The following is a 25,020-nucleotide window of genomic DNA, read 5'->3' as shown; positions in this document are numbered from 1 at the left end:
TTATTAAATGATTCATTTTAAAAGTTTTAACTTGCTTAAAAGATTCTTCAAAATCTCGTTATAGGTTAAAGTGATAAAAACTTGATCAGGATATATGATGATTAAAACAATATTTTCCACCCTTTTATTGGCAACATGTTCATCCATGTGTTTAGCACAACCAGCCACTACCTCATTACAAAAATTTGTCCCAAACAATTGGGAAATTCTTGCTCAAGCTGAAGGTGATTTGAATCAAGATGGTAAAAAAGATATTGCCCTCATCATCCAACCTAAAAATAAAAACCAACACAATCGAAAGCTTTTAGTACTTTTTCATAAAGGTCAGCAATTACAACTCGAGCTAATTCGACAAATTCCTAACTGGACCTATCGTTCAGAAGAACTCTGTATCGAAGATGCTCTAGATGACTCCACATTGACGATCGAAAATCAACGCTTAGATGTGTTATTCAATACCATGTCATCCTGTAGCAATACGTATGGATTGATGTATACCTATGGGTTTAAACTAAAAAACAATCAATTCCACCTGATTGGATTTGATGCTTATGATTTAGATAAAATTAGTGGCAAACAAAAAGAAACCAGCCTTAACTTTCTAAGCAACAAAGCCAAAGTGACCACTACTCCAAATATCTTTGCAGAAGTTGAAACGCCAGCCAAAATTGTTTGGAAAACACTGAGAACCTCGACAAGCTATACCTTGGAGAATATTCCTTGGGATAACGAACAATTTATTCATAACTTTAGCGTTAAATTTATTGGAGAAAAATAATGAAAAACAAAACTGAATTACTTTTATTTTGTGCATTAACAACATGCTCAGCTTTGGTTTGGGCAGACACCAACACCAAAGCTGACTATCAATCATTTATCCCTAAAAACTGGAAAGTGCTGAGTAAAGTACAAGGTGATTTAAATGGTGATAAGCAAACAGATCTTGCTTTGATTATTGAAAATACGGATCCAAAAAATATTGTGACAAATGAAAGCTTAGGTAATCCTCAGCTGAATTTAAACAATCGAAAGTTATTAATTTTATTTAAAACCCCTCAAGGCTATCGTCTTGTTGCAAGTAATTCCAAGCTTCCCACTGAAGGTGATCAAGAATCCCCTTGCCTTACCGATCCTCTAGGCGGAGGAGAACCACTCACTATCAAAAATGGATTAGTTAAAATTAATTTACATTATTGGCTCAGTTGCGGTTCATGGTCTGTCTATAACAACGCTTTTACTTTTCGTTATCAAAACCAGTCTTTTAAGCTGATTGGTTACGATACAGATTACTTCCATCGTGCATCTGGTGAAACCAGTGCGAAAAGTATCAATTTTCTAACAGGTAAAATTAAAAACACTACAGGTGGTAGTGCGTTTGAAAATCAGGATCAAGCTAAGCAAGTTTCTTGGTCAAGATTAAAGAACAGTTATTCCCTTAAACTTGAGCAGATCAATTTTAAAGACTATGGCGAGTTTGAATAGGACACTTTTCGGATTTAACTATAATTCATCTGCTAAAGAATAATGCTTCAAAGAGGCTACTCTGTACTTATCATAAAGAATCGAGTACAGCAAAGAGATCACACTATAAGCAAACCACCTAATTATTCATACAAATGATTTGCATCAAGTCATTGATCATAAATGAAGCTTATTTTTTTGTATAAACTTTTATAAAAGTTAGTTATCAATTCATTTTTTGTATTTTTGAAACCTAGACGGTTATTCTATCGTGGGGCGACATGGATATCGCTGTTGAGCGGGGCTACAGGACATACCCCTCGCCCACATGAGAAAAAACAAAGCACAGCTTTTGTTTGCAGCACAAGGTTTGGCATCCCCTACGAAAAGTGAGGCATCACCTACGCAAAGGTATTTAAACTTTGAATGTAAGGTGGAGGATTGCAAGCTTTTCAGCATCAAACAATTTATTTTCACACACAATTGATTTAATTAAAAATATTGATTAAAAGAAATTATATTCTTGTGTCTGAGCATTTTGACAGATTAACTATAGTGATAAATGGTGAATTAACTTTAAAATCCTTGTTCTAAAATACGGATTTTAACATCAGCAACATGCTCTTTTACTTCAAGTTGATACGCTTGCATATGCACAGTTTGCAAGTGTGCATTGAGATGCTCAATACTTTCCCATTTTTCAAGCATCACGATCAAATCAGAATCCTTGCTTTGATAACTTACATCAACACCAGCGTCGACCAATAGCTGATAACCATGACAGCCTTGCTCTTGTAATACTGTCGGGGTAATTTTCTTAAATGCTTGGATAATTTTATCTTTGTGTAATCCATTTGGATATGCACGGATTTCAGCCACAATAGTCAACATATTAGACTCCTTAAATTTTTTAAACGAGATATTCAAAATTCCAATTTGCTTAAGCAAAAAGCTGCTGTAAATGCTGGCGATATGCCTGTTCATATTGCGCAATTTGTGGTGCTTTAATCACATCATTGACAATAAACGTTTCTAAACTTTGCATTCCTAAGAATTGATTGGCTTTATGAAAAGGTAAATACACACCATCTACACCAACACCATGGAAAAATTGCTCAGGATCATCAAAAGCTTGCAAGGGTGCATTCCAAGTTAACGACAACATATACTTTTTCCCCTGAATCAAACCACCTGAGCCATATTTCTTGGCAGCATCAGAACGACTACGACCATCGTTGGCATATAAACTGCCATGACCAGTGGTAAAAACATCATCAATATATTTTTTCATGGTCCACGGTGCACCCATCCACCAACCTGGCATTTGATAGATCACAACATCCGCCCAGAGATATTTCTCTACTTCTTCTTGAGCATCGTAATCTGCATCGGTACGTGTCACTTTTACACTGTGTCCCAAATCGCTAAGCACGTCTTCACCCAAAGCAGTTAGGGTATCGTTTAATTCACCATTTGAATGTGCAAACTGTTTCGCACCATTTACGATTAAGATATTACTCATTGTTTACCTATGTTTTACCAATACGCTTGATTTATGGCGCAACTATAGAGCTTATTTTTATCGCAAAAAATGCAAAAATAAGCAAAACATTATTGACTAAAAATCAACAATAAATATCTTTGCCTCTTTCTGCCCATTTCACATTAATCAATTCAATAAAAAAGCACCCGTAGGTGCTTTTTTATATCGATTCAAGCATACTTAAGGAATTAAACCTTCATCACGCATTGCAATCTGTACAGATTGACGTTCAGCGACTTTATTGCGTAATGCCACAATATTGGTAAATGGGGTTAGATCATGATGAATTGAATTCGACCAATTTGTCAGTACAAACAAGTAGGCATCAGCAGGACCAAAGCGGTCATTGACCAAATAATCGTATTCAGACTCTGCAAGATAGTCATCTATATATTTCAACATTTTATCTATGGTTGCATAGCCACGTACTTTTTCATCTTCAGTGATCGCTGGGTCAAAGAAGACGGCGTATTCATCATGCAACTCTGAGTTTAAATAACCCAACCATTCTAAAACTTTAGCACGTCCCAAACCTGATGGTGGGATCAAATCCTGTTTAGGATCGTGTTGTGCAATAAAAGGCAGTACTGCAACATTTTCAGTTAAAAGTAAACCCGGATTGATTTCTAATGCGGGTACATAGCCTTTTGGATTGATTTCGTAATAATCTGCGCCCTTTTCTGTTTTATGCGTTTTTAAATCAACACGTTCTAGATCAAAATCAACATTAATTTCGTTGAGTAAAATATGGGCAGCTAAAGAACATGCACCTGGTGAATAATATAATTTCATATCTAATCCTTGTTATATGACTGTTTAAGTTGTAAATGGCTCAGATCACAATTTCAAGTCGTAAAACATAAAATTGCAAAAAGCATAAATTTATAAAATCAGCTATAACTTGAATATTCAACAAAATGAAGACTTTTTCAAGTCAAAGTTTACTGCTTTTTCACTAAGAGATGTTTTAACATACGCATCTTTAAAGAATGATGAAAGGTTTATAGTGATTAGTCTAAAAAAAGCAGAATGGTTTTCCAATATTCGTACAGATGTACTTGCTGGAATGGTCGTTGGCTTAGCACTTATTCCTGAATCAATCGCTTTTTCTGCAATTGCAGGCGTAGATCCACAAGTCGGCCTGTATGCATCATTTTGTATTGCAGTGAGCATTGCTTTCTTCGGTGGACGTACCGCGATGATTTCCGCAGCCACAGGCGCAATGGCGTTGCTGATGGTTACTCTCGTCAAAGATCATGGTTTACAGTATTTATTTGCCACCACAATTTTGACAGGAATTCTTCAGATTCTTGCTGGCTATTTTAAAGTTGCAAAACTGATGCGCTTTGTTTCACAGTCTGTCGTCTATGGTTTTGTTAATGCGTTGGCTATTCTCATCTTTGTGGCACAGATTCCTGAATTACAACGTATGGATTTGACGGCTTATCTATTTGTCGCCTTTGGCTTAGGGGTAGTTTATCTTTTCCCCTATATTCCCAAAATCGGTCAACTCATTCCCTCACCTTTGGTGTGCATTATTGTATTGAGTTTAGCTGCCTTATTTTGGGGTGCGGATATGCGTACAGTCAGTGATTTAGGAAAATTTCCAGACACTTTACCGCTGTTTTTAATTCCAGACATTCCACTTAACTTGGATACCTTAAAAATTATTTTTCCTTATGCCATCACTTTGGCAACCGTAGGTTTACTCGAAACCATGATGACCACCACGATTGTTAATGAAGTGACGCAAACAGAAGGCAATCGTCATAAAGAATGTCGTGGTCAAGGCATCGCCAATATGGTCAGTGGGTTTATGGGGGGTATGGCAGGTTGTGCCATGATTGGGCAATCGATTATCAATGTGTCTTCTGGTGCACGAACTCGCTTATCGACCTTGGTTGCTGGTGTTTTTTTACTGTGTTTAGTGGTCTTTTTAAAAGAATGGCTGTCTTATATTCCAATGGCTGCACTTGTGGCAATTATGATTATGGTGGCTTTTACTACATTCAACTGGGACTCAGTCAAAAACTTTTCAAAACATCCCAAACAAAGCAATAGCGTGATGCTTGCGGTGGTGGTCATTGTACTGATGACGCATAACTTAGCTTTAGGCGTATTGATTGGTGTACTTTTATCTGCACTTTTCTTGGTCAATAAATTAGAAAATGCAGTACGTGTCCAATCTCATCTTTTGAACAGCACGACCCGAAAATATGAAATTTATGGGCAAATTTTCTTTAGCAGTTCAGAAAAATTCTTTCAGTTTTTTGATTTTAATGAATCTGTTGATCATGTCATTATCGATTTAACCCATGCCCATATTTGGGATATTACCTCTGTCAGTATGCTCAATCAGGTACAAAACAAGTTTCTGCAAAATAACATTCAGGTTGAAATTATAGGGATGAATGAAGCAAGTCGTAGCTTAGTTGATCAATATAGTGCAGTAAAATAAACAGCATTATTTTTCTTAAGGCAGTGATGATCAGCGTTTAATACAGGTAAAGAGCAATAGCCAAAATGGTAATCGCAATACATTGTATCACTGCCAAATTTCTAAGGAATTTAATCATCGTAAGCTGCATCCATTATAAAAATAATCCATTATTCAGCGAATATAACCGATATTTTGCTGTTAAATTGTGATTTTTATCTACTAAAATTTGAATATTTACTTAACTTGTCTCAATAACCTTATCTTAAAAAGTTAACTTGGTCTCAATAAATTGACTTTAGGCATTATTTGATACTCAGTAAGTGCGTTAAAACTCGATTGTAATAAACTGAATATTCATTCCTAATCACTGAATTAAATACTAAAAATACCTATTATCAGGTATAGATTAAGCCATCAATATCTGAAAAACTAAGTCCAATAGACATGGGCGAGTTTTTTACATCATGAACAATGAGTTAAGTTTACCTGTTCCAGTCATCATCGTAGAAGATGAGCCGCTTATACAAAAAAGACTGACTGACATATTAATTAATCTAGGATACTCAATTGCAGATTTACGTTTTGCCCAAAGTTTAGCTCAAGCCAAAGAACAACTCAGTATACACTCAGCCTCTTTTGCATTGGTTGATTTAGGCTTGCCTGATGGAAATGGAATTGAGTTTATTGAAATTTTAAAAAACTATGATCCAACCATCATGATTTTAGTGATCTCTGCATGGAGCACTGAAGATGCGATCCTCAATGCATTAAGTGCAGGTGCAACAGGCTATGTGCTCAAAGAAAGAGATGACTTAGAAGTTTCTCTTTCGATCAAAAGTGTCTTGCGTGGTGGAGCGCCGATTGATCCATTTATTGCTCAAAAAATTTTAAAACAACTACACTTTAATGAAAAAAATAATTCAAATAAAACTGCACCCTGTCAGAAAGTCCCTGATCAGGACAGTGTATTATCCAAAAGAGAATTGGGAATTTTAGAACTGGTTTCTCAAGGCTTAAGCAATAAGGAAATTGCAGATCAACTCAATTTATCCCGTTATACCGTTGAATCTCATATTAAACATATTTATCGGAAACTTGCGGTATGCAACAGAGCCAAAGCCATCGATACAGCACGCAACTTAGGATTACTCGACTAATTCTAAAATTAATCGGGTTGTTCGGTCTTATGCTAAGTTTGACCCAGCATTTTGCTTTTGCTGGTGCAGCCTTAACAGGTCAGTCCAATACAACAGATGCAGCCTGCCACTTTCAAATCCAAAGCATACAAGTTGCTCAAGCGCTTGCAAATCTTGAACAGGTTCCCCAACAGGGATGGAAAACAGTCACCTTGCCAGATGACTGGGAAACGCGCTGGAAAAACTACACAGGCACTGCTTGGTATAAAATCAAATGGCAATATCAGTGTGATCAGGAAAATCAACCTGTCGCCTTACTGATTGAACGAATCAATATTGCAGGAGCTGTCTATAGCAATAATGAACTGTTATGGAAAGACAAATCCTTAGTAGAGCCATTGTCTAGAAGTTGGAATATGCCAAGGTATTGGGTGCTTCCGGCTACATCTATTCAAAACCAACAAAATGAAATTTTAGTCCGTGTTGTAGGGGTTGCATCACAACATTCAGGTCTAGGAAAAATTAAATTTGGTCAGGCCGAAGATATCGCCATTCAACAAGATCAGCTGGTTTTTGAACGGCGAACTTTATTTTTTATCAATATTATTATTACCTTTGTGGTGGGAACTACAGGTTTTACCATTTGGCTATTTCGACGCCAAGAAAAAGCCTTTGGTTGGTTTGGTTTAACTTCATTTTTATGGGCATTGTTTGCCTATAATATTATTTCGACTATCCCTATTCCTTTTACCGACAGTATCTTAACAGCACGTCTAAATCTCGTGTTTTTAGTTGGATATACCTATTGCCTCTGTTTATTTGCTTGGCGTTTTGCCAATCGCCATTATCCGTATTTAGAACGTTTACTTTTATTGACCTCTACAATCGCGATTGCGGCATTACTGTTGACACCGATCAATTATCTAGAACGTAGCTTATCCTCTGTCTTTTTCTATTCTGGCATGGTATTTATTTTTAATTGCTTGTTTTTTCAATGGATTGCTTTTAAACGTAGAAAGATAGACATTCTCCTGCTTGCGTTTATTTTCCTCATCTATTTACTTATTATTGTTCATGATTTTTATAGCATGATCCATCATCTGGATCAGACGCTCTATTGGACGCCATTGGCCGCACCAATTACCAGCTTAGCAATCTCGTTTATCTTGGCTTATCGTATTTCACAGAATGTCGGACGTATTGAAAAATTTAATCAGACACTTGAAGAAACTATTGAGAAAGTCACGTTTGACTTAGAGCAATCTTTAGATAAAAAGTACCAACTCGAAATTGATAATATGCGGTTGCAAGAGCGTCTAAACCTGTCTCATGAATTACATGATGGACTGGGTGGTTCAATTGTTCGATCGATGATTATACTGGATCACAGTGAGCATATTGAAAAACAGCAAGTGATCTCTATGTTTAAACTGTTAAGAAATGACTTACGCCAAGTGATTGACTCAGGAAGCAGTGCTGGGGCAAAAATACCAGAAAGCCCAGTGATGTGGGTTGCGCCATTGCGTCATCGTTTTATACAAATTTTCGAAGAAATGGAAATTGAATCAACTTGGATTTTTGCAGAAAAATGGAAACATAAACCCCTCGCATTGATTTGTTTAACCTTTTCTCGTGTCGCAGAAGAAGCCTTAACCAATATTGTAAAACATAGTCATGCAACTGATGTCGAAGTTTCGTTGGTTGAAGATGAACGACAACAACTCGTTTTAACCATTCAAGACAATGGCATTGGCTTTGAAGTAGATCAGGTTCAAGCTGGATTGCATGTGGGTTTGCAGAGTATGCAAGTGCGAGTAAAAAGAATTGGAGGTAGTTTTGAAATCCATTCTCAGCAGGGTTTTACCGTGATCCGAGCCATAGTACCGTTGAAAGATAAAACTGAATAATTGAGATGAATGAAATAGTATTTCGACCAATATCATTCGCTTCATTTATGAAGAGATTCAGTCTTAAATCAGTTGGTGCAAATTACTATATTATACAAACGGTTATGTTATACAAATTTAATTTTATGAAAGCATAAAAAAAAGAGAAACTAGATCACTAGTTTCTCTTTAAAAGGATATCAGCGTATTACGATTTCTTTCTAGAACGCGCTAATACTGAGGTCGCTGTAAGCAACATCAGTCCAAACAAAGACCACAGTCCTGTACTGCCCCCACTGCTCTTATGCCCGCCTGTAGTAGCACTTGATTCATTTAAATCTAGATCAACAATAACCGGATCGTGATCAGAAGAACGGAAAGCATCTGGCGCATAGAAAGAAGTAATTTGTTCTTCAGTCTTATATTCTTCATTGTAGTCTAATGCTGTTGGTTCATCAGCATTGATATGCCATGCAAAAGTACGTTTAACCATTGGGTATAAGTTAGCATCTGCAATTGCATGATCTAAATTACCCGCACCACCATTCCCGGTTGCATCACTGGCAACACCAAACACATAGCTATATGCAGATTTACCTTGCCCTACTTTTTCATCATTTAGCAATATTTTGTAGTTGGCTTTTTCAAATGCCAAGATTGGATCTTCTTTGGCATAACTGTTCATATCCCCGACCAATAAATAATTTGGCTTTTCAGCTTTGGTTGGGTTGGTTGCAATCCACTGAATCAATTTTTGTACTGCAGTGACACGAGTCGGATTCCAACAGCCTTGACCATCACCTTGGTTAGCTTCTGGTGAGGTTTTATCCTCAGGACAACTACCTTTAGACTTTAAGTGATTTGGTACAACAGTAAAGGTTTTTCCTCCAGTTACCGCTTGGAAGCTTTGTGCCATTGTGACCCGGTTTTTCTGTGTTAAATCATCATATACCACAGGATTACCAACAGCTTTTACACGTTTGCTATTATAAATAATCGCAACTGCAATCACATCAGTACCCAACTTATCCATATTCGGTGGGATGACATATTTCCAATCTGCACCCAAAGCTTTGGTTAAGTAATTCACAGCACTTTTTTCGCCATAACCATTGTTGGCAATTTCCATTAAGCCATAAACATCTGCATCAATGGTTTTAATCGCACTGACTATTTTGGCATGTTGACGATTAAATTCTGTCTCGGTGTTTGCACCACGATCTGGTTTAACACCAATCAGCGGCGAATTGTCATAATTTAGGACGTTAAATGCGGCAACACGAACCTGTTTACTCTCTTTTGCCAAGACGGTTGAATTCCGCAGATTGCTGTCTTTGACAACCTCAGGCAAAGCTTTGTTTTGAATCGGTTGAATACGCCAAGCATTAAAACGGTATTCCAAAATCCCTTCAACATTTTTAAGCTGATAGCCTGTACGTAAAGTGTTTGCCGCATTAAATGTTTGTGGCAACCATGGTGTTCTGTTTTGATTGTTATAACCATCATCCAAGATAATCTTAGACAATAGATTTTGTTTTGCTAAAGCAACCGCTTCATTGGATTTCGCAGGATATAAATTGGTTGGGATATATAAGCGTCCCAAACTTAAAGACAATTGACCATATCGACCATAATCATAATTCTCGCTAACCGTTAAGGTTTGAGGAATTTTCACCAACATACCTTGATAGCGCTTAGGTGCATTGCCTGTAGCATCGGTTAAACTTGAAAATGGTAGTTGAATCGGTGTAGAACTTACCAGACTTGCGGCTTGATTATTACAGGTCTGAATATTGCTGCTCAGTTGATCAATTTGCAATTGATTTTCATAATTGGTTAAACGCCCTTTCAGAATCACTTCTTCACCCACTTTACCGCCAGTAATTGTGCTTGCAGCAGGGAGATAGACAAAGATCGCATTGCTTAAATTTGCTTTCGCTTTACTGTCAGGGGTTTGAATATAGAAACCTGAAAATCCATTTTGATAGCGATAATCCGCTGTGATAACACCTCGAACCACATATTGCTGGTTTTGTGCCGCAGATTGTAAATCTGCAATTGCAGTATCAGCAGTACTGCAACTGATTGCAGTGATTGGCGGTGTCGTTGTACCAGTACCTAAATAGCTACTGAATGCATTACGATCTGACCATTTGCTCCACTCACTGTCCAAATCAAAAGCACTATTTGGATCTACAGCGCTGACATCATTTTTATTTTTTATTCTGCTTAGGCTATTTTGATAGCTGGTGATTATTGTTCCCCAGCCACCATTTGCTGGTTTGTCCCCAATCCGTCCAAAACGGTCTACAGGTGTGCCTTTATACACAAGGACCAAGGCATCATCGCCATTAAATGACAAACCAGCAACCTGATTCACTTTAGTGCCAAGTTCTGCCTGTAATTCGGTACGACCTATAATAAATTTTGCCTTACTGGCTAAATTTCCCTCTAAGGTGTAAGTTGCTGTTTTACTCGTTGCCCCATTGGTATATTGTTCAATTTGATAATCTGCAAGATTTACAGTGCTGCCATCTGGATTATAAATTTCTAATCCTTTTCTATTTACTGTGCCATCGATGTATTGGCTAAACATCAATTGTGCATAGCTTGGAAATGAACAGCCCAATAATGCAAGGCTTAAACAAAGTGTATGTGGTTTTAAATTTTGCATAATTTTTAACGTTTGTTGAAATTTAAAGCAGATTAATTTTTATTAATGACAATATCGTGAATTTGAATCATTCTATTTAATCCATTTATTGTTTAGACAAAATATATCACAGGCAAAGTGGACTAAAATTGTTATAAGGACCTTAGAAATACGAGATCTTATGCTGAGCATAAAAAAAGCACCCTTTCGGGTGCAAAGCATGGAACTTTAAAAGATATTAAAATATTAAGCCTGCAATTGCATTTGCTGTAATTTAGCCACTTCTTGTTGCTTCAATAAATTACGTTGAATTTTGCCACTAGATGTTTTGGGTAAGCTTTCAACAAACTCAATTTCACGTGGGTAAGAATGCTTAGATAATCGTGAACGTACATATTCTTGTAATTTAGCATTCAATTGGTGACAACCCGTGAACTGAGGCTTGAGCACAACAAAAGCTTTTACGATCTCTGTTCTTTCTGGATCAGGTTTACCAATAACGGCAGATTCTAAAACTTCAACACACTCCAAAAGTGTACTTTCTACATCAAATGGCCCAACACGATAACCCGAAGTTGTAATGACATCGTCTGCACGACCAATAAAATCAACCCCATCTAATTCATTCAAACGAACCGTATCCCCAGTTAAGTAATAATGACCAACAAAGGATTTACGATTATTTCCACCATAACCTTTAAACCATGTGAGTGGCGATTGAGAGAAGTCAATTGCTAGCGTTCCAATCTCACCTCGTTCAACTTCTTGGTTGTCTTGATTTAACACTGCAAAACGATGACCAGGATTAGCAAAGCCTGCTGAGCCGACTTTTATTGCATGTGCTAAAGCATGATGGTTACCAATCACCATACCTAATTCTGTTTGCCCATATTGGTCATAAATATTGACATTTAAGTCATGATTAAACCAGTGAATCACTTCAGGTGTTAAAGGTTCACCTGCACTGCTGACTGCACGTAAATGTGCTTTGATCGAAATATTAAATTTTTCTTTAAAGCCGAAGAACATACGAAATGCTGTGGGTGAACCGGTAAGATTACTGACCTGGTATTTTTGAATAATTTCCAAAGCATTGTCGACACTAAATGCACGTTCATCCATGATAATACTGTGTCCCAATCCCAATGGGCCAGCAATACCATAATATAGACCATATGCCCAACCTGGATCCGCAAGGTTCCAAAATGAATCTTCTTCACGTAAATCAACAGCGTGACGCATATATTCCTTAAAGGCCAAAATCGCTTTTAATGGCACTGGAACCGATTTTGCCAAACCTGTTGTTCCAGAGGTAAACATCATTAAAAAATCATCAGCAAAACTCAACATGATGGGTGTACATTCAGCTGATTGACCTGCTAGTTCTTGCCAAAAATCTGCATCTTTTGTTGCTGCAAAATCTTGTGGATGAACAGTCAGAATATGTGGAAGTTCAATCCCGTTTAGTTTGGGACGTTGTTCACTGTTGGTGATGATCAGTTGGGTATTGGCTGTTGCTACGCGATGCTCAATCGCTTTTGATTCAAAGGCGGTAAATAAGGGCTGATAAATTGCTCCGATACGCCAAGTTGCCAATATGGTGATCAATAGTTCTGGAGTCCGTGGTAATAAGCCAGCAATACAATCGCCTGTTTTTATGCCTAGCGATTGTAAATAATTGGCTAATTTTCCTGATGCTTGTGCCAGTTGTTCAAAGGTCCATTGTGAAGACTCACCGTTTTTGCCTTCCCAGATCAAAGCCACTTTATTTAAACCGACAAAACGCTCGCAGCACTCGATATAGGCATTGATTGACTGTGGGTTGCCAACCAGTTGCTCATTGATTAGTTTTTCATAATCGAATTCTTGATAGGCTTGTTCCAATGTTTTCATGGCAATATCCTTGTATTTTCAGCACAAATCATCTCGATGTGCAGTTCCATATTTTGCTTTCTAGCTTTTCTAAAAATGTTGAATCATTCAACATGTGTTCCTATGCTTATAGATAACCATGATTAGAAATCACGCACAATTTCCAAATACCTCAATTATATTGCGGTTTTTGAACATCTGCTTTTCCTGTCATGGTGTAAGGCTTTAAAATAAAAAAGACCAGTGCGAAGCTGGTCTTGAGATAGAGTTTTGATACGCTAATCTACAATTGAACTTACTGAATCACCGATCTTGCGATAACTAAACGTTGAATATCGGAAGCGCCTTCATAAATCTGGCTGACTCGAACATCTCGATAGATTCGCTCTACTGGAAAATCAGCAACATAGCCATAACCACCATGAATTTGTATCGCATCTGAACAGACTTTTTCAGCAATTTCAGATGCAAATAACTTCGCCATCGATGCTTCTTTTAAACAAGCTAAACCTGCATCTTTTAAACTTGCGGCATGGTAAATCAACTGCCGTGCTGCTTCGATTTGAGTGGCCATATCGGCTAAGCGAAATGCCACAGCCTGATGTTGTACCAACTCCACTCCGAAAGCTTTACGCTGATTGGCATATTCAACCGCAGCATCCAACGCTGCTCTTGCCATTCCCACACATTGAGCGGCGATACCAATGCGACCTGACTCTAAATTCGACAAGGCGATTTTATAGCCTTCACCCTCATTTCCTAATATGTTCTCAGCAGGAATCCGACAATTCTCAAAAACAATTGTTGCAGTATCTGAGCAATGTTGTCCCATTTTGTCTTCAATCCGAGAAACGATATAACCTTCTGTATTGGTTGGAACGATAAAACAAGAAATACCTTTCTTTGCTGCGGATTTATCCGTAACTGCAAACACAATCGCCACTTGTGCGTGCTGTCCAGAAGTAATGAATTGTTTGGTTCCATTAATCACCCACGAATCGCCATCACGTTCTGCTTTACATAGCAAAGCACCTGCGTCTGAACCCGCCTGTGGTTCCGTTAAACAGAAACAGCCAAGCCATTGACCTGTTGCCAATGGCATTAAGTAGTCTTGTTTTTGTCGGTCTGTCCCATATTTTTGGATAATTCCACAAGGCAAAGAATTTTGTACGCTGACAATGGTTGAAATTGCACCATCTCCTGCAGCAATTTCTTCAATTGCCGTCACCAAGGAGATATAGTCCAAACCTGCTCCACCCCATTGATCAGACACAGTAATGCCTAATGCACCCAGTTCACCCAACTCATTGAGTTCTTGCTGAGGAAATTTTGCAGTTTTATCACGTTCAGCAGCTGTGGGTTTAAGTTTATTCTGCGAATAATTTCGCATCATTTCCTGAACCATTTTTTGTTCATCATTGAGAATCATTTGAGCATCCCTCTCAGCACTTTTAAATTTTAAATCACTGCAATCATGATCAGCGACCAATCAAAATCTCGTTGTTTGTATAAATTTAGGCTAAAGTCTGCCTAACATGATGGTTTAGATCATGTCAGGCAGTATTCAATTTTTTAAAAATTTGCTATTGCTTGCGTTAAAACAGAGTTAGAAATAAGCAGATGGATTAGACCAGATTACTTTGGCTGCATACGGATTGCGCCGTCTAATCGAATTGTTTCACCATTTAAATAGCTATTTTCACAAATATGACCAACAAGCTGTGCAAACTCTTCAGGCTTCGCAAGGCGTTTAGGAAAAGGCACCATTTCACCCAGCGCATCTTGAACATTTTGTGGTAATGATTTCAACATTGGGGTTTCCATAATCCCTGGCGCAATGGTCATCACACGGATGGCATGTTGCGCAAGTTCTCGCGCCAAAGGTAATGTCATTGCAACAACAGCACCTTTAGATGCAGCATAAGCGGATTGACCAATTTGGCCATCAAACGCAGCCACTGAAGCAGTGTTAATAATCACACCACGATCTTCTTCACCTGCTGGTAACGCATAACGAGAAATGACATCTGCGGCTAAACGTAGCATGTTAAATGTTCCTGCGACATTAATATTCAATACTTTTTGAAATGCGTCTAAAGCATGGATGCCATTTTTACCTAGTACTTTGGCGGATGGGCCAATCCCTGCACAATTAATTAAGCCATTTAATTGAGCATAATCCTGCTCCACATTTTTAAAGAATTGTTCAACAGCAACTTCATCGGTCACATCAAGTTGAACAAATTTGGACTTTTCACCTAAGCGCTTCTGCATTTCTTCGCCAAGCTGGTGATTCATATCCACCATGATCACTTTCGCACCTTGACCAATCAAATGTGTGGCTGTCGCGGCACCTAATCCAGATGCACCACCAGTCACAACAAAAACTTTTCCTTCAATTTTCATTTTATTTTCCTAGTTCATTGTTTGAATTGAGTAGTTTAAATGATGAATTAAACCCACTTTGGACTTAAGATGCAGAGTAAACATAGTCAAGCTTGAGTACAATTTCCAAAAGTTGCATCCTGTATGATGTATTTGGACAATTTAAACATCTTTTTGGAAAACTTTAGTCACAAAACACGTATCACAAGATAATGGAATACACTGTGAACAATCAACAATTCAGTGAAAGCAAAGGCACAATTTCAATTGCGCTGGTACATGAAGCGCTGAGCCGTGCCCAAGATAAGGGCTATGATATACAGCAGATTTTGCATGATGCAGAAATACCACTGGAAATATTTCATGCAGCCAAATCACGTATTGCTGTTTCAGCTTATGCAAAACTGTGGACTAAAATAGCAGACCATATGAATGATGAGTTCTTTGGCATGGACTCGCATCAGATGCGACGCGGTTGTTATAAATTATTGTCTAAAATGGTCATGCAATCGGATACGCTACACACAGCAATTGAACAAATTTTGCAATATTTTAATTTTGTCTTGGATGACTTCTCCAGCAAGCTAATTATAGATGAAAATTATGCATACATTGTCATTACAGACAAATTACAAACCAAGCGTATGTTCTGCTATGCCACTTATATTATGTTGATTCACAGTTTGATCTGTTGGTTAGCAGATCAAAGAATTTTACTCAATCAATTACAATTAAAATGCACGCCCCCTGAAGATGACAGCGATTATCGCGTGCGATTCTGTGAAAATATTACTTACCAAACAGATGAAAATTATCTGCAATTCGATGCAAACTACTTAAACATTCAAATCAAACGCGATCAAAAGTCTTGGTATGGTTTTATTAAAAATACCCCTGAAAATCTACTATTAAGATTTAAAAATCCTTTGGCTTTAAGTTCAATGATTCGTAAGCAATTACTTTCTATTGCTCCTGCTGAATGGTTAGAACTCGGTGAACTATCAGCACAGCTCAATATTTCAGAAGCCACTATACAACGCCGTTTAAAAAATGAAGGCAGCAGTTACCAACAACTCAAAAATGATATACGGCGAGATATGGCGATTGAACTACTTGGCAAAACCTCACATACCTTACAAGACATCAGTGAGCTGTTGAACTTTCAGGATGCCAGTGCATTTCATCGCGCATTTAAAAAGTGGACTGGGGTAAGTCCAGGTGCTTATAGAGAACCCAAACAACCTTGATAACATCGTTAAACAAAATCTCAGTCTTTAGGGAAATTTATTTAAAATCAAAATTATAATAAAAAACATATCAATATAAATGCAAGCTCGATATTTACAGCTTATCTGAATAAGGTTGCAAATTAATCAATAATGGTATATTTATTACCCAATTTAAAGCAGGTTTTCTGCTTATTTCCTGTGGTACCCTCCTCCCCTTTAATCACTTTTAGGTCACTAACATGATTAAGATGATTGATGTACTAGAGCAAAATCTAGTTCAAAACTTTATCCATTCCCTTTCGGCTCAAACTGAACATTTAGATGAGCTTATCGAAGGTATTTTAAAAGCTTCAGATCATGACTTTGAACATGCCATGAATGATTTTTTCAAAACCAATGATGCTGCAGAAGTCGCACAAGCGCTTGATATTCACCAAGAGCGATTAGATGCAATTCAATCAGGCTTAGCAATGAAAAAAGAAAACATTGCTGATACTGCAAAAATTGTTGCGCTTTGTCTGGCACTTGAAACCAATGCATTAGACCAAGTTGAAATTGCAGACAGTCTGGAAGATTATCCAGTTTAATTTGCCCAATCCAAAAATGCCTCTGTATAGAGGCATTTTTTATGTCTAATGACTAAAATTTAATTAGAATATTTTTTTATAACTCATTTCAATAATCAGCTATTCAACAAGCAAATATGCATACTTTAAAAACATAAAATTATTCATATAGTTAAACCAATATTTTTTACATTTCATATTTTAAGAAGTGAATATCTGTTTTTCTTTTTTGTACTTTCACCCTAAAAAATATACATATCTAGCTCTGTGTTTCTCTTTGAATTTTATGGGGTATGTATGAAAGTTTTTAGCAAAAAAATGACGCGCTTAGTTTCCACCTTAGCCTTAAGCTTAACCGCAATGTCTTCTTTTGCAGCCATCCCAACAACATTGAAATTAGACTATGCCTATTACGCCCCAACAAGTTTAGTGGTTAAAGAACAAAAGCTGTTAGAAAAAGCATTACCCAAAACAGAGGTCAAATGGGTGTTTAGCCAAGGCAGTAACCGTTCACTTGAATATTTAAACAGTGGCAGTATCGATTTCGCCTCTACCGCAGGTTTAGCAGCAGTATTAAGTCGTGCCAATGGCAGTCCGATTAAAACGGTTTATATCCAAAGCCAGCCAGAATGGACTGCATTAGTCGTTGCAAAAAACTCAGCAATCAAATCCTTAAAAGATCTCAAAGGGAAAAAAATTGCTGCAACCAAAGGGACAGACCCATTCTTATTTACGCTTCAAGCACTTGAAACCGTTGGCTTAAATAAACGCGATGTACAATTGGTACATCTACAACATCCAGATGGAAAAACAGCTTTAGAACGTGGTCAGGTAGATGCTTGGGCTGGGCTTGACCCACTGATGGCATCTGCACAATTGCAATCAGGTGCAAAACTGCTCTATCGCAATATCGCTTTTAATAGTTACAGTGTGTTAAGTGTAAAAGATCAATTTAGCACTCAAAGTCCAGAAGCAGTTGAGGCTGTAATTAAAGCTTATGAACAAGCACGTAAATGGGCAAAAGCCAATCCAGATAAACTTGCAGAATTATTAGCACGTGAAGCAAAGTTACCACTTGAAGTGGCGAAGTTGCAATTGAGCCGAACCAATCTAGATCAAAACATTCCAACCGCGAAACATCTTAATGCGCTAAAGAAAGCAGGGACTATTTTGACTGAAGAAGAACTGGTTCGAAAAGGCACCAATGTAAATCAAGTTGTGGATCAACTATTTGACAGCAAATATGCGCAAAAGGTCATTGGCAAGGTTGCTGAGAAGTAATGACAAAGTCTACACATGCTCAATCGACGCAAAGCGAATCAAATGTACGTATAACGCAGGCGGGTTTTAACAAACCTGCCTTTAAGGCCAATGTTTTAAAATGGGTAAAAGGAATTACGATTCCGTTGTTGCTCATTTTATTATGTGAGTATTTAGTTCGTTTTGGATGGATTGAGTCTTATCTGCTCCCTGCCCCAAGTAGCTTAGTTGACTCATTCAAGGAGCTTGCCGCAGGTGATTTATTTACCCATATCTATACCAGTACTTGGCGTGTATTTTTAGGATTTTTTATTGGTAGCCTATTGGGACTCATTTTTGCAATTGCAGTGGGTTTAAACAAACACATTGAAGATTTTTTAGAACCCACATTTTCAGCGATCAAGTCTATTCCAAGCCTTGCTTGGATTCCGTTATTGCTTTTGTGGTTAGGCATTGATGAAGCCTCAAAAATTACCTTAATCGCGATTGGTGCATTCTTTCCCACCTATACCAATAGCGTATCTGCCATACATGGTGTTGATTCAAAGTTGTTAGAAGTGGCAAAAGTATACCGTCTGACCTATCTACAAAGTATCTTCCAAATTGTTCTGCCTGCTGCATCTCCTGGAATTCTCGTTGGACTCAGAAACAGTTTAAGCCTAGCGTGGATGTTTATGATTGCAGCAGAACTGATTGCAGCAACACAAGGTATCGGTTATCTACTCAGTGATGGTCGAGAAACCTCACGGCCCGATATTGTGATTATTGCGATTATCTTGCTGGCTGTCCTTGGTAAACTCACTGACAATCTGATGAAATTGATTGAAAACTGGTTTTTACGTTGGAGAACATAAACCGCTCAAAATACGGCTTTTGATCAGCCGTATTTTTTAAATTGCTTATTTGCAACTTGCATTTCTGCTTTTCTCTATGAAACACTGTCACAGTAATAGTAAGGTAGACAGTATGATCATTCGTGATAAAAGTAACAGCTTCGCACTTCTCTTTGCTTGGCACGGCACCATTCTTCCCAAAGTCTTACCCGCATTAACTTTTGTTGTGCTGATCTCGACAGTTCTGGTTTACCTATCATCACATCACTATTTTACAATTCCTGCTGTACCTGCAATTGGGTTTACCGTGTTCGGGATTATCCTTTCTATTTTCTTAAGCTTTAGAAATACTGCATGTTATGATCGTTGGTGGGAGGGTCGTAAACTCTGGGGTGCTTTGATTGCAACCTCACGCCATCTTTCTCGTGACACACATGTTTTGCAAGAAAACCAGCGTAAAGTTTTAATGTATCGTGTGATGCTATTTACCCGTTTATTAAGAAATCGTTTACGTAATCAAAATCAGTCCATTGAATTTTATAAAAATAAAGTTGATTTAGATGAATTAAGCTTTAGCCAACTGGCAAACCACCTGAATGCTGCACAATTTGTTTTAGAAGAAATCCAAAAATCTTTAGTGCAATCACTTAAATCAGGTGAAATTTCTGACATTATCTATCAAGGTTTAAATCATCATATTGTTGCAATGGGTAATATTCAGGCTGGCTGTGATCGCATTCTAACCACCCCATTGCCTTATTCTTATTCAGTCTTATTACATCGCACAGTATATTGCTTTTGTTTGATTTTGCCGTTTAGTTTAGAAGCAAGTTTAGGGATTTGGACACCCGTCATCGTCAGTTTAATTGCTTATTTATTTTTGGGACTAGATGCTTTGAGTGCTCAGCTTGAAGAACCATTTGGCCTACAAGAAAATGATTTACCTTTAGATTCAATTACTCGTTTAATTGAAAGAGAAATGCACAGCTCTCTGGGTGAAAAACTCTTAGAGCCGATTCAATTGGTGAAAAGTAATTTGACTTAGCTGGTTTTTCTAAAGGCTATATTTCAACCCAATCTTTAAAATTTTGAATCGGTCAAATTCTTTTAATACTATTTATTCGCCAATAAAAAAGACTTTGTTGGATAAGCGCAACCACCGCCATCGAACAAAGTCTTTTTAGATATAGCAATGCAAAACTAATTTGGCCACTGACCTAGTGTGACACGATCATTACCGCCATAGTCTTTAACAGTTCTGACCTGTTTAAAACCAGCACCTTTAAAAATGTTTTGTACCGCTTCAGCTTGATCATAACCATGCTCAAGTACGATCCAACCTTGAGTCGCCAACCATTTTTTACCTTGCTGAACAATATGTTCAATATCCGCCAAACCATGCTGCTCAGCAACCAAAGCTCGTTCAGGCTCAGAAGCAAGATGCGGCATATGCTCATCATCAGCATCAATATAAGGTGGATTAGAAACTATCACATCAAAAAATTGACGATTCAAAGCTTTAAACCAACTTCCTAGAAAAAACTTGACCTGCCCCAAGTCATGCTTTTCAGCATTATGTAAAGCAACTTCTAAAGTCGGTTCATAAATATCTGTGGCAATAATAGACCAATTTGGACGCTCACTTGCCAGCGATAATGCGATCGCACCTGTACCCGTACCTAAATCAACCATACGAGTATCTTCAGGCAAATCAAGATTTAAAACCGTTTCAACCAATACCTCAGTATCTGGACGAGGGACTAAAGTGTCTCTGGTAACGGTTAAATCCAAAGTCCAAAATGGTTGTGAGCCAGTTACATAAGCCAAGGGTTCACCCGCAGCAATCCGCGCTAGACCCTCAACATATTGCTGTTCTTGCTCAGCAGTTAATTCTTGCGTAGATTTAAGTGACAAATCAAAAGCATCAATTTTTAAAATATGCTCAAGTAACCAAGCATTTTCTTGACGCTCATAACTTTCAGCTTCTCCACGTAAGGCCAAAGCCTGTGCAATATTCATTAACCACCATTTTGTTGTGCAAGCATCGCCAACTGATCTGCTTGATATTCGCGATGTAAGCTGTCAAGTAGCTCAGTCAAATCACCTTCCATTACTGCATCTAACTTATATAAAGTTAAATTAATACGGTGATCTGTCATACGACCTTGTGGATAGTTATATGTGCGGATACGTTCCGAACGATCCCCTGAACCTACCAAATCACGGCGCATTTCAGATGTTGCTGCATCGGCTGCAGCACGTTTCGCATTCTCTAAACGTGAAGCCAGTAACGCCATCGCTTTTGCTTTGTTTTTATGCTGTGAACGTTCATCCTGACATTCCACAACAGTACCTGTTGGAAGATGGGTAATACGTACAGCAGAATCAGTTTTGTTAATGTGCTGACCACCCGCACCAGAAGCACGGTAAGTATCAATACGTAGATCCGCAGCATTAATCTCTACTGTGGTGTCTACATCAACTTCTGGAAGAATTGCCACAGTACATGCCGAAGTATGCACACGACCTTGTGACTCAGTGGCTGGAACACGTTGTACACGATGCGCCCCGCTTTCAAACTTCAAGCGACCGTAAACACCTTCACCATTCACTAGACAGATAATCTCTTTATATCCGCCATGCTCACCTTCATTTTCAGATAAGATCTCAATACGCCAGTTTTGAGTTTCAGCGTATTTACTATACATACGGAATAAGTCACCCGAGAAAATCGCCGCTTCATCACCACCTGTACCAGCGCGGATTTCCAAATATGCCGAGTTGGCATCATTTGGGTCTTTAGGAATCATGAGAATATTCAACTCAGCTTCAAGTTGTTCAATTAAAGCTTTGTTCTCTTTGATTTCCTCAACAGCCATATCCTTAAAATCTGGATCAGTTAACATTACTTCTGCTGTTTCAATATCTTCTTCAGCTTGCTTGTACTTTTTCCAAACATCGGTAATTTCTGATAAATCATTATGCTCACGGGACAAATTACGAAAACGCTTATTGTCTGAAATGACTTCGACATCTGCCAATAATGCTTCTAACTCTTCATGTCGATCACAAAGTTGGTCTAATCGTAAACGTAACGATTCTTTCATTTTAAATACATTCTCAAGCTAAGCCTTACCAAAAAACATCGAGCTTTATAACAGCCCATTTAAAATTGGTAAGAAAATTCTAAAATTGTGCCTAGTTTACCGATTCTGCCATTTAAATGACACATTTATATAAGCGCCATCAAGATAAGCTATAGAATTTATAGCAAGATGATCCGCATGATTTTTGATTAGATGCTTTTATTCTCCATTATTCATGCTAATTGTTGACTAATATGGGTGTTTTAAAATCACTTTTAATAGAAAACATACATTCAGATACCAAACGCTATCAATTTTCAGATCCCTCTCCACATTTTTTGGAAAAATTTTTGTTACATTTGCCACATCGAATAGAGATAGAACTGTCCAGATAAGGACATGGAGCAACACATGAAATTTAATACGATCATATTTAGTACTGTATTGGCAGTAACTTCAATATTTACAGTAAGTGCTCATGCTGATAACTCAACACGTATCGCAGCAACCTCTGCTTTAGGTAGTGTCGTTGGTACTGCTGTAGGTAAACAAATCGGTGGTAACACTGGCGCAATGATTGGTTCAGCAGTGGGCGGTGCAGGTGGTGCTGCTGCATCAACCAATAGAAAAGACCGTACTGCGGCTGCAATTGGTGGTGGTTTAGGTGGTGTTGGTGGCTATACCGTAGGTAAAAATATGGGTGGTACCACAGGTGGTTATATTGGTGCTGCTGCTGGTGCAGCGGGTGGTTCAGTTCTTGGTAAAAAAGTTTCTCAAGACCGCCATGCAGATCAACGTAAGTACAATAAAAAGTACTACAAAAAACACCGTCGTCATCACTAATTGATCCTTGAACGATATCAAGCACCTTCGGGTGCTTTTTTGTTTTTCACATTACTCTTCTCATTTTTCTTAAAAGATTTTTTCGAAAAAAATCACCTGCATATTAAAAAAATGAGAAGCATGCCTTTGTATAAATCCAAGTTTAAACAAAAGTTGATGTGCAGCAGCATTATTTAATTCAGAAAACGCGATGACCGATTGAAAACCTCTAGCTTGAATATCTTCACATAATTTGATTGCAGCTTCTTTTATATAGCCCTTTCGCCTTTCTTGTTTTAGCAAACGAAATCCTAATTCAACGGTTTGATTACCATTCAATACGCATTTTTCAAAACCACAATATCCAATAATTTGCTGAGTTGCTTTTAAGAAAATCGCCATTTTTGCATAGCCATATTCTTTATAATGTTTCTCAATCTCCCAAAATCGCCCTATGGCAGACTCAGTCGTTAAAACCCCATTGGGAGAAAAAGCCATAAAATCTTCATCCTGAAATAAAGCAGAGATTTCCAATAAATCTTTTTCCATAAATGGTTTTAAAATTAAGCGTTCAGTTTCTATCATTTGTCTTTAGCCCGAGCGATTCTTCATATTTATTCACATATCAATATCACGTTTCTTTATAGTCAAACCCCCTAATTATTTATACAAATGATTTTCATCCAGTCATTGATCATCAACGAAGCTAATGTTTTTTGTATGAAATCGAGAAGTTTTGGCTATGAATAAGTTTTTGTATTTGTGAATCCTAGATGGTTATCCTACCGTGGGGCGACATGGATGTCGCCATGTTGGGTGGGGGTATTTAAACTTTGAATGTAAGGTGTGGCATTGCAAGCTTTTTATCATCAAACAATTTATTTTTCCATACAATTGATTTAATTAAAAATGCTAATTAAGAGAAATTATATTCTTGTATATAAGTTTTTTAACAGGTTGACTATATGTTCTAGCTATACATTGGTAGAGCTGCATCTCAACAGATATTTTAATATTAAAATATCATCATGATTGTTACGACAACAATATTCCCCTCATAAGCTCAATACAAACTAATCATGAATAAATTAATCAGCCAAATATACAATCCACACACAAAACACAGAAATTGCTTACATTCAAATCCATAATTATTGCTAAATGTTTCGTTATTCTAGCCTCAAGTTAAAGAATTCGAAGAAGCTTCGATCAGGAGTTTAAAATGAAATTACAAGCAATCCTTGGTGCAACTGTAATTGCAGCAACAATGATGACGACTGCACATGCAGGCAACTCAACCAATACAGCATTAACATCTGCACTTGGTGGTGTGGTGGGTGCTGCGATTGGCCAACAAATGGGTGGTTCAACAGGCGCTATGATTGGTTCTGCAATCGGTGGTGGTGTTGGCGCAGGCGCTTCATCAAATAAACGTGACCGTAATGGTGCGATCATCGGTGGTGCTTTAGGTAGTGCTGGTGGTTATACCGTAGGTCGTAATGTGACGGGTACTTCAACTGGTGGCTATATTGGCGCAGGTCTTGGTGCTGCAGGTGGTTCGGCATTAGGTCAAAAAGTCAGTAACGACCGTCGTTATGATGACCGCTATGACAACCGTTATGGACGTTATAATGATCGATATGATCGTGGCGGTTACCGTAATGTTGATTATCGCTACAATGACCGTGGCTATCGTAAAGACAATGGCAATCATTATGGTCACTACAAAAACAAAAACCGTTGGAATAACTGGAAAAATTAATTTCATTGCAAAATTAATATCCAATCATTTAAATCAAGCACCTTCGGGTGCTTAATTTGTTTTTGGACAATAAAATCAACATCAAA

Annotated in this window: 22 protein-coding genes; 12 read left to right on the top strand and 10 right to left on the bottom strand. The window is 37.8% G+C overall.

Going from position 1 to position 25,020, the window contains the following annotated elements; genetic code table 11:
• The first annotated feature begins 97 nt into the window (after nucleotides 1–97).
• The gene (locus tag FHR28_RS07510) at nucleotides 98–778 is read left to right on the top strand and encodes a hypothetical protein (protein ID WP_166782288.1); all 681 of its coding nucleotides are present in this window, start codon (nucleotides 98–100) and stop codon (nucleotides 776–778) included.
• Entirely contained in the window at nucleotides 778–1,482 is a 705-nt protein-coding gene (locus tag FHR28_RS07505) for a hypothetical protein (protein ID WP_166782287.1), read from the top strand. The genes FHR28_RS07510 and FHR28_RS07505 overlap by 1 nt, the downstream gene beginning before the upstream one ends.
• A gap of 555 nt (nucleotides 1,483–2,037) precedes the next feature.
• Here the strand turns inward: FHR28_RS07505 and FHR28_RS07500 are convergent.
• The 3 genes from FHR28_RS07500 to FHR28_RS07490 form a co-directional block, all read right to left on the bottom strand.
• Nucleotides 2,038–2,352 (bottom strand): putative quinol monooxygenase, encoded by a 315-nt coding sequence (locus FHR28_RS07500; protein ID WP_105713725.1) that lies wholly within the window; start codon nucleotides 2,350–2,352, stop codon nucleotides 2,038–2,040.
• Between the two features lie 49 nt (nucleotides 2,353–2,401).
• The gene (locus FHR28_RS07495; RefSeq protein ID WP_166782286.1) at nucleotides 2,402–2,983 is read right to left on the bottom strand and encodes an NAD(P)H-dependent oxidoreductase; all 582 of its coding nucleotides are present in this window, start codon (nucleotides 2,981–2,983) and stop codon (nucleotides 2,402–2,404) included.
• 201 nt (nucleotides 2,984–3,184) lie between these two features.
• Nucleotides 3,185–3,796, bottom strand: coding sequence for a glutathione binding-like protein (locus FHR28_RS07490; protein ID WP_004719407.1), 612 nt, complete (start codon nucleotides 3,794–3,796; stop codon nucleotides 3,185–3,187).
• Between the two features lie 214 nt (nucleotides 3,797–4,010).
• Between FHR28_RS07490 and FHR28_RS07485 the strand changes: the two genes are divergently transcribed.
• The 3 genes from FHR28_RS07485 (at nucleotide 4,011) to FHR28_RS07475 (ending at nucleotide 8,487) form a co-directional block, all read left to right on the top strand.
• The gene (locus FHR28_RS07485) at nucleotides 4,011–5,462 is read left to right on the top strand and encodes a SulP family inorganic anion transporter (RefSeq protein WP_166782285.1); all 1,452 of its coding nucleotides are present in this window, start codon (nucleotides 4,011–4,013) and stop codon (nucleotides 5,460–5,462) included.
• A gap of 446 nt (nucleotides 5,463–5,908) precedes the next feature.
• Nucleotides 5,909–6,601: a LuxR C-terminal-related transcriptional regulator gene (locus tag FHR28_RS07480; RefSeq protein WP_166782284.1), complete on the top strand. Its 693-nt coding sequence runs from the start codon at nucleotides 5,909–5,911 to the stop codon at nucleotides 6,599–6,601.
• A complete protein-coding gene (locus FHR28_RS07475) occupies nucleotides 6,547–8,487 on the top strand; it encodes an ATP-binding protein (protein WP_166782283.1) in 1,941 nt (646 codons plus the stop codon). The genes FHR28_RS07480 and FHR28_RS07475 overlap by 55 nt, the downstream gene beginning before the upstream one ends.
• A gap of 187 nt (nucleotides 8,488–8,674) precedes the next feature.
• Here FHR28_RS07475 and FHR28_RS07470 read toward each other — a convergent pair whose 3' ends face one another.
• From FHR28_RS07470 to FHR28_RS07455, 4 genes are all read right to left on the bottom strand, one after another.
• Complete coding sequence (locus FHR28_RS07470) at nucleotides 8,675–11,140, bottom strand: ExeM/NucH family extracellular endonuclease (RefSeq protein WP_166782282.1); 2,466 nt, start codon at nucleotides 11,138–11,140, stop codon at nucleotides 8,675–8,677.
• A 225-nt stretch (nucleotides 11,141–11,365) separates the two neighbouring features.
• Complete coding sequence (locus FHR28_RS07465; protein ID WP_166782281.1) at nucleotides 11,366–13,012, bottom strand: AMP-binding protein; 1,647 nt, start codon at nucleotides 13,010–13,012, stop codon at nucleotides 11,366–11,368.
• A 274-nt stretch (nucleotides 13,013–13,286) separates the two neighbouring features.
• Nucleotides 13,287–14,420, bottom strand: a complete 1,134-nt coding sequence (locus FHR28_RS07460; RefSeq protein ID WP_166782280.1) for an acyl-CoA dehydrogenase family protein — start codon at nucleotides 14,418–14,420, stop codon at nucleotides 13,287–13,289.
• 206 nt (nucleotides 14,421–14,626) lie between these two features.
• Complete coding sequence (locus FHR28_RS07455; RefSeq protein WP_151957484.1) at nucleotides 14,627–15,397, bottom strand: 3-hydroxyacyl-CoA dehydrogenase; 771 nt, start codon at nucleotides 15,395–15,397, stop codon at nucleotides 14,627–14,629.
• A gap of 191 nt (nucleotides 15,398–15,588) precedes the next feature.
• On the opposite strand from FHR28_RS07455, the gene FHR28_RS07450 reads away from it, so the two are divergent.
• The 5 genes from FHR28_RS07450 to FHR28_RS07430 all read left to right on the top strand — a co-directional run bounded on the left by FHR28_RS07450 (nucleotide 15,589) and on the right by FHR28_RS07430 (nucleotide 20,309).
• Nucleotides 15,589–16,623, top strand: a complete 1,035-nt coding sequence (locus tag FHR28_RS07450) for an AraC family transcriptional regulator (protein WP_004719391.1) — start codon at nucleotides 15,589–15,591, stop codon at nucleotides 16,621–16,623.
• A 221-nt stretch (nucleotides 16,624–16,844) separates the two neighbouring features.
• Nucleotides 16,845–17,192 carry a hypothetical protein gene (locus tag FHR28_RS07445; protein WP_004719389.1) on the top strand — a complete coding sequence of 116 codons (348 nt, stop codon included), beginning with the start codon at nucleotides 16,845–16,847 and terminating at the stop codon, nucleotides 17,190–17,192.
• Between the two features lie 276 nt (nucleotides 17,193–17,468).
• A complete protein-coding gene (locus FHR28_RS07440) occupies nucleotides 17,469–18,452 on the top strand; it encodes an aliphatic sulfonate ABC transporter substrate-binding protein (protein WP_105713733.1) in 984 nt (327 codons plus the stop codon).
• A complete protein-coding gene (locus FHR28_RS07435; RefSeq protein WP_166782279.1) occupies nucleotides 18,452–19,285 on the top strand; it encodes an ABC transporter permease in 834 nt (277 codons plus the stop codon). Before FHR28_RS07440 ends, FHR28_RS07435 begins: the two co-directional genes overlap by 1 nt.
• Nucleotides 19,286–19,397: 112 nt before the next feature.
• Nucleotides 19,398–20,309 carry a bestrophin family protein gene (locus FHR28_RS07430; RefSeq protein ID WP_096734414.1) on the top strand — a complete coding sequence of 304 codons (912 nt, stop codon included), beginning with the start codon at nucleotides 19,398–19,400 and terminating at the stop codon, nucleotides 20,307–20,309.
• Between the two features lie 155 nt (nucleotides 20,310–20,464).
• Here the strand turns inward: FHR28_RS07430 and prmC are convergent, their stop codons facing one another.
• Both prmC and prfA read right to left on the bottom strand, forming a co-directional pair.
• Nucleotides 20,465–21,283 carry a peptide chain release factor N(5)-glutamine methyltransferase gene (prmC, locus tag FHR28_RS07425; RefSeq protein ID WP_056512654.1) on the bottom strand — a complete coding sequence of 273 codons (819 nt, stop codon included), beginning with the start codon at nucleotides 21,281–21,283 and terminating at the stop codon, nucleotides 20,465–20,467.
• Nucleotides 21,283–22,371, bottom strand: coding sequence for a peptide chain release factor 1 (prfA, locus tag FHR28_RS07420; RefSeq protein WP_166782278.1), 1,089 nt, complete (start codon nucleotides 22,369–22,371; stop codon nucleotides 21,283–21,285). The genes prmC and prfA overlap by 1 nt, the downstream gene beginning before the upstream one ends.
• Nucleotides 22,372–22,761: 390 nt before the next feature.
• Between prfA and FHR28_RS07415 the strand changes: the two genes are divergently transcribed.
• Complete coding sequence (locus tag FHR28_RS07415) at nucleotides 22,762–23,193, top strand: hypothetical protein (RefSeq protein WP_004822418.1); 432 nt, start codon at nucleotides 22,762–22,764, stop codon at nucleotides 23,191–23,193.
• A 69-nt stretch (nucleotides 23,194–23,262) separates the two neighbouring features.
• Here the strand turns inward: FHR28_RS07415 and FHR28_RS07410 are convergent, their stop codons facing one another.
• A complete protein-coding gene (locus tag FHR28_RS07410; protein WP_166782277.1) occupies nucleotides 23,263–23,757 on the bottom strand; it encodes a GNAT family N-acetyltransferase in 495 nt (164 codons plus the stop codon).
• A gap of 637 nt (nucleotides 23,758–24,394) precedes the next feature.
• Here FHR28_RS07410 and FHR28_RS07405 point away from each other — a divergent pair.
• Nucleotides 24,395–24,934: a glycine zipper domain-containing protein gene (locus tag FHR28_RS07405; RefSeq protein ID WP_105713736.1), complete on the top strand. Its 540-nt coding sequence runs from the start codon at nucleotides 24,395–24,397 to the stop codon at nucleotides 24,932–24,934.
• Nucleotides 24,935–25,020: the final 86 nt, after the last annotated feature.

This window comes from Acinetobacter sp. BIGb0196, from assembly GCF_011759595.1.
In the GTDB taxonomy this organism is placed as follows: domain Bacteria; phylum Pseudomonadota; class Gammaproteobacteria; order Pseudomonadales; family Moraxellaceae; genus Acinetobacter; species Acinetobacter guillouiae.
The sequence above is the reverse complement of the archived record's forward strand: the minus strand, read 5'-3'. Positions and strand labels throughout refer to the sequence as shown.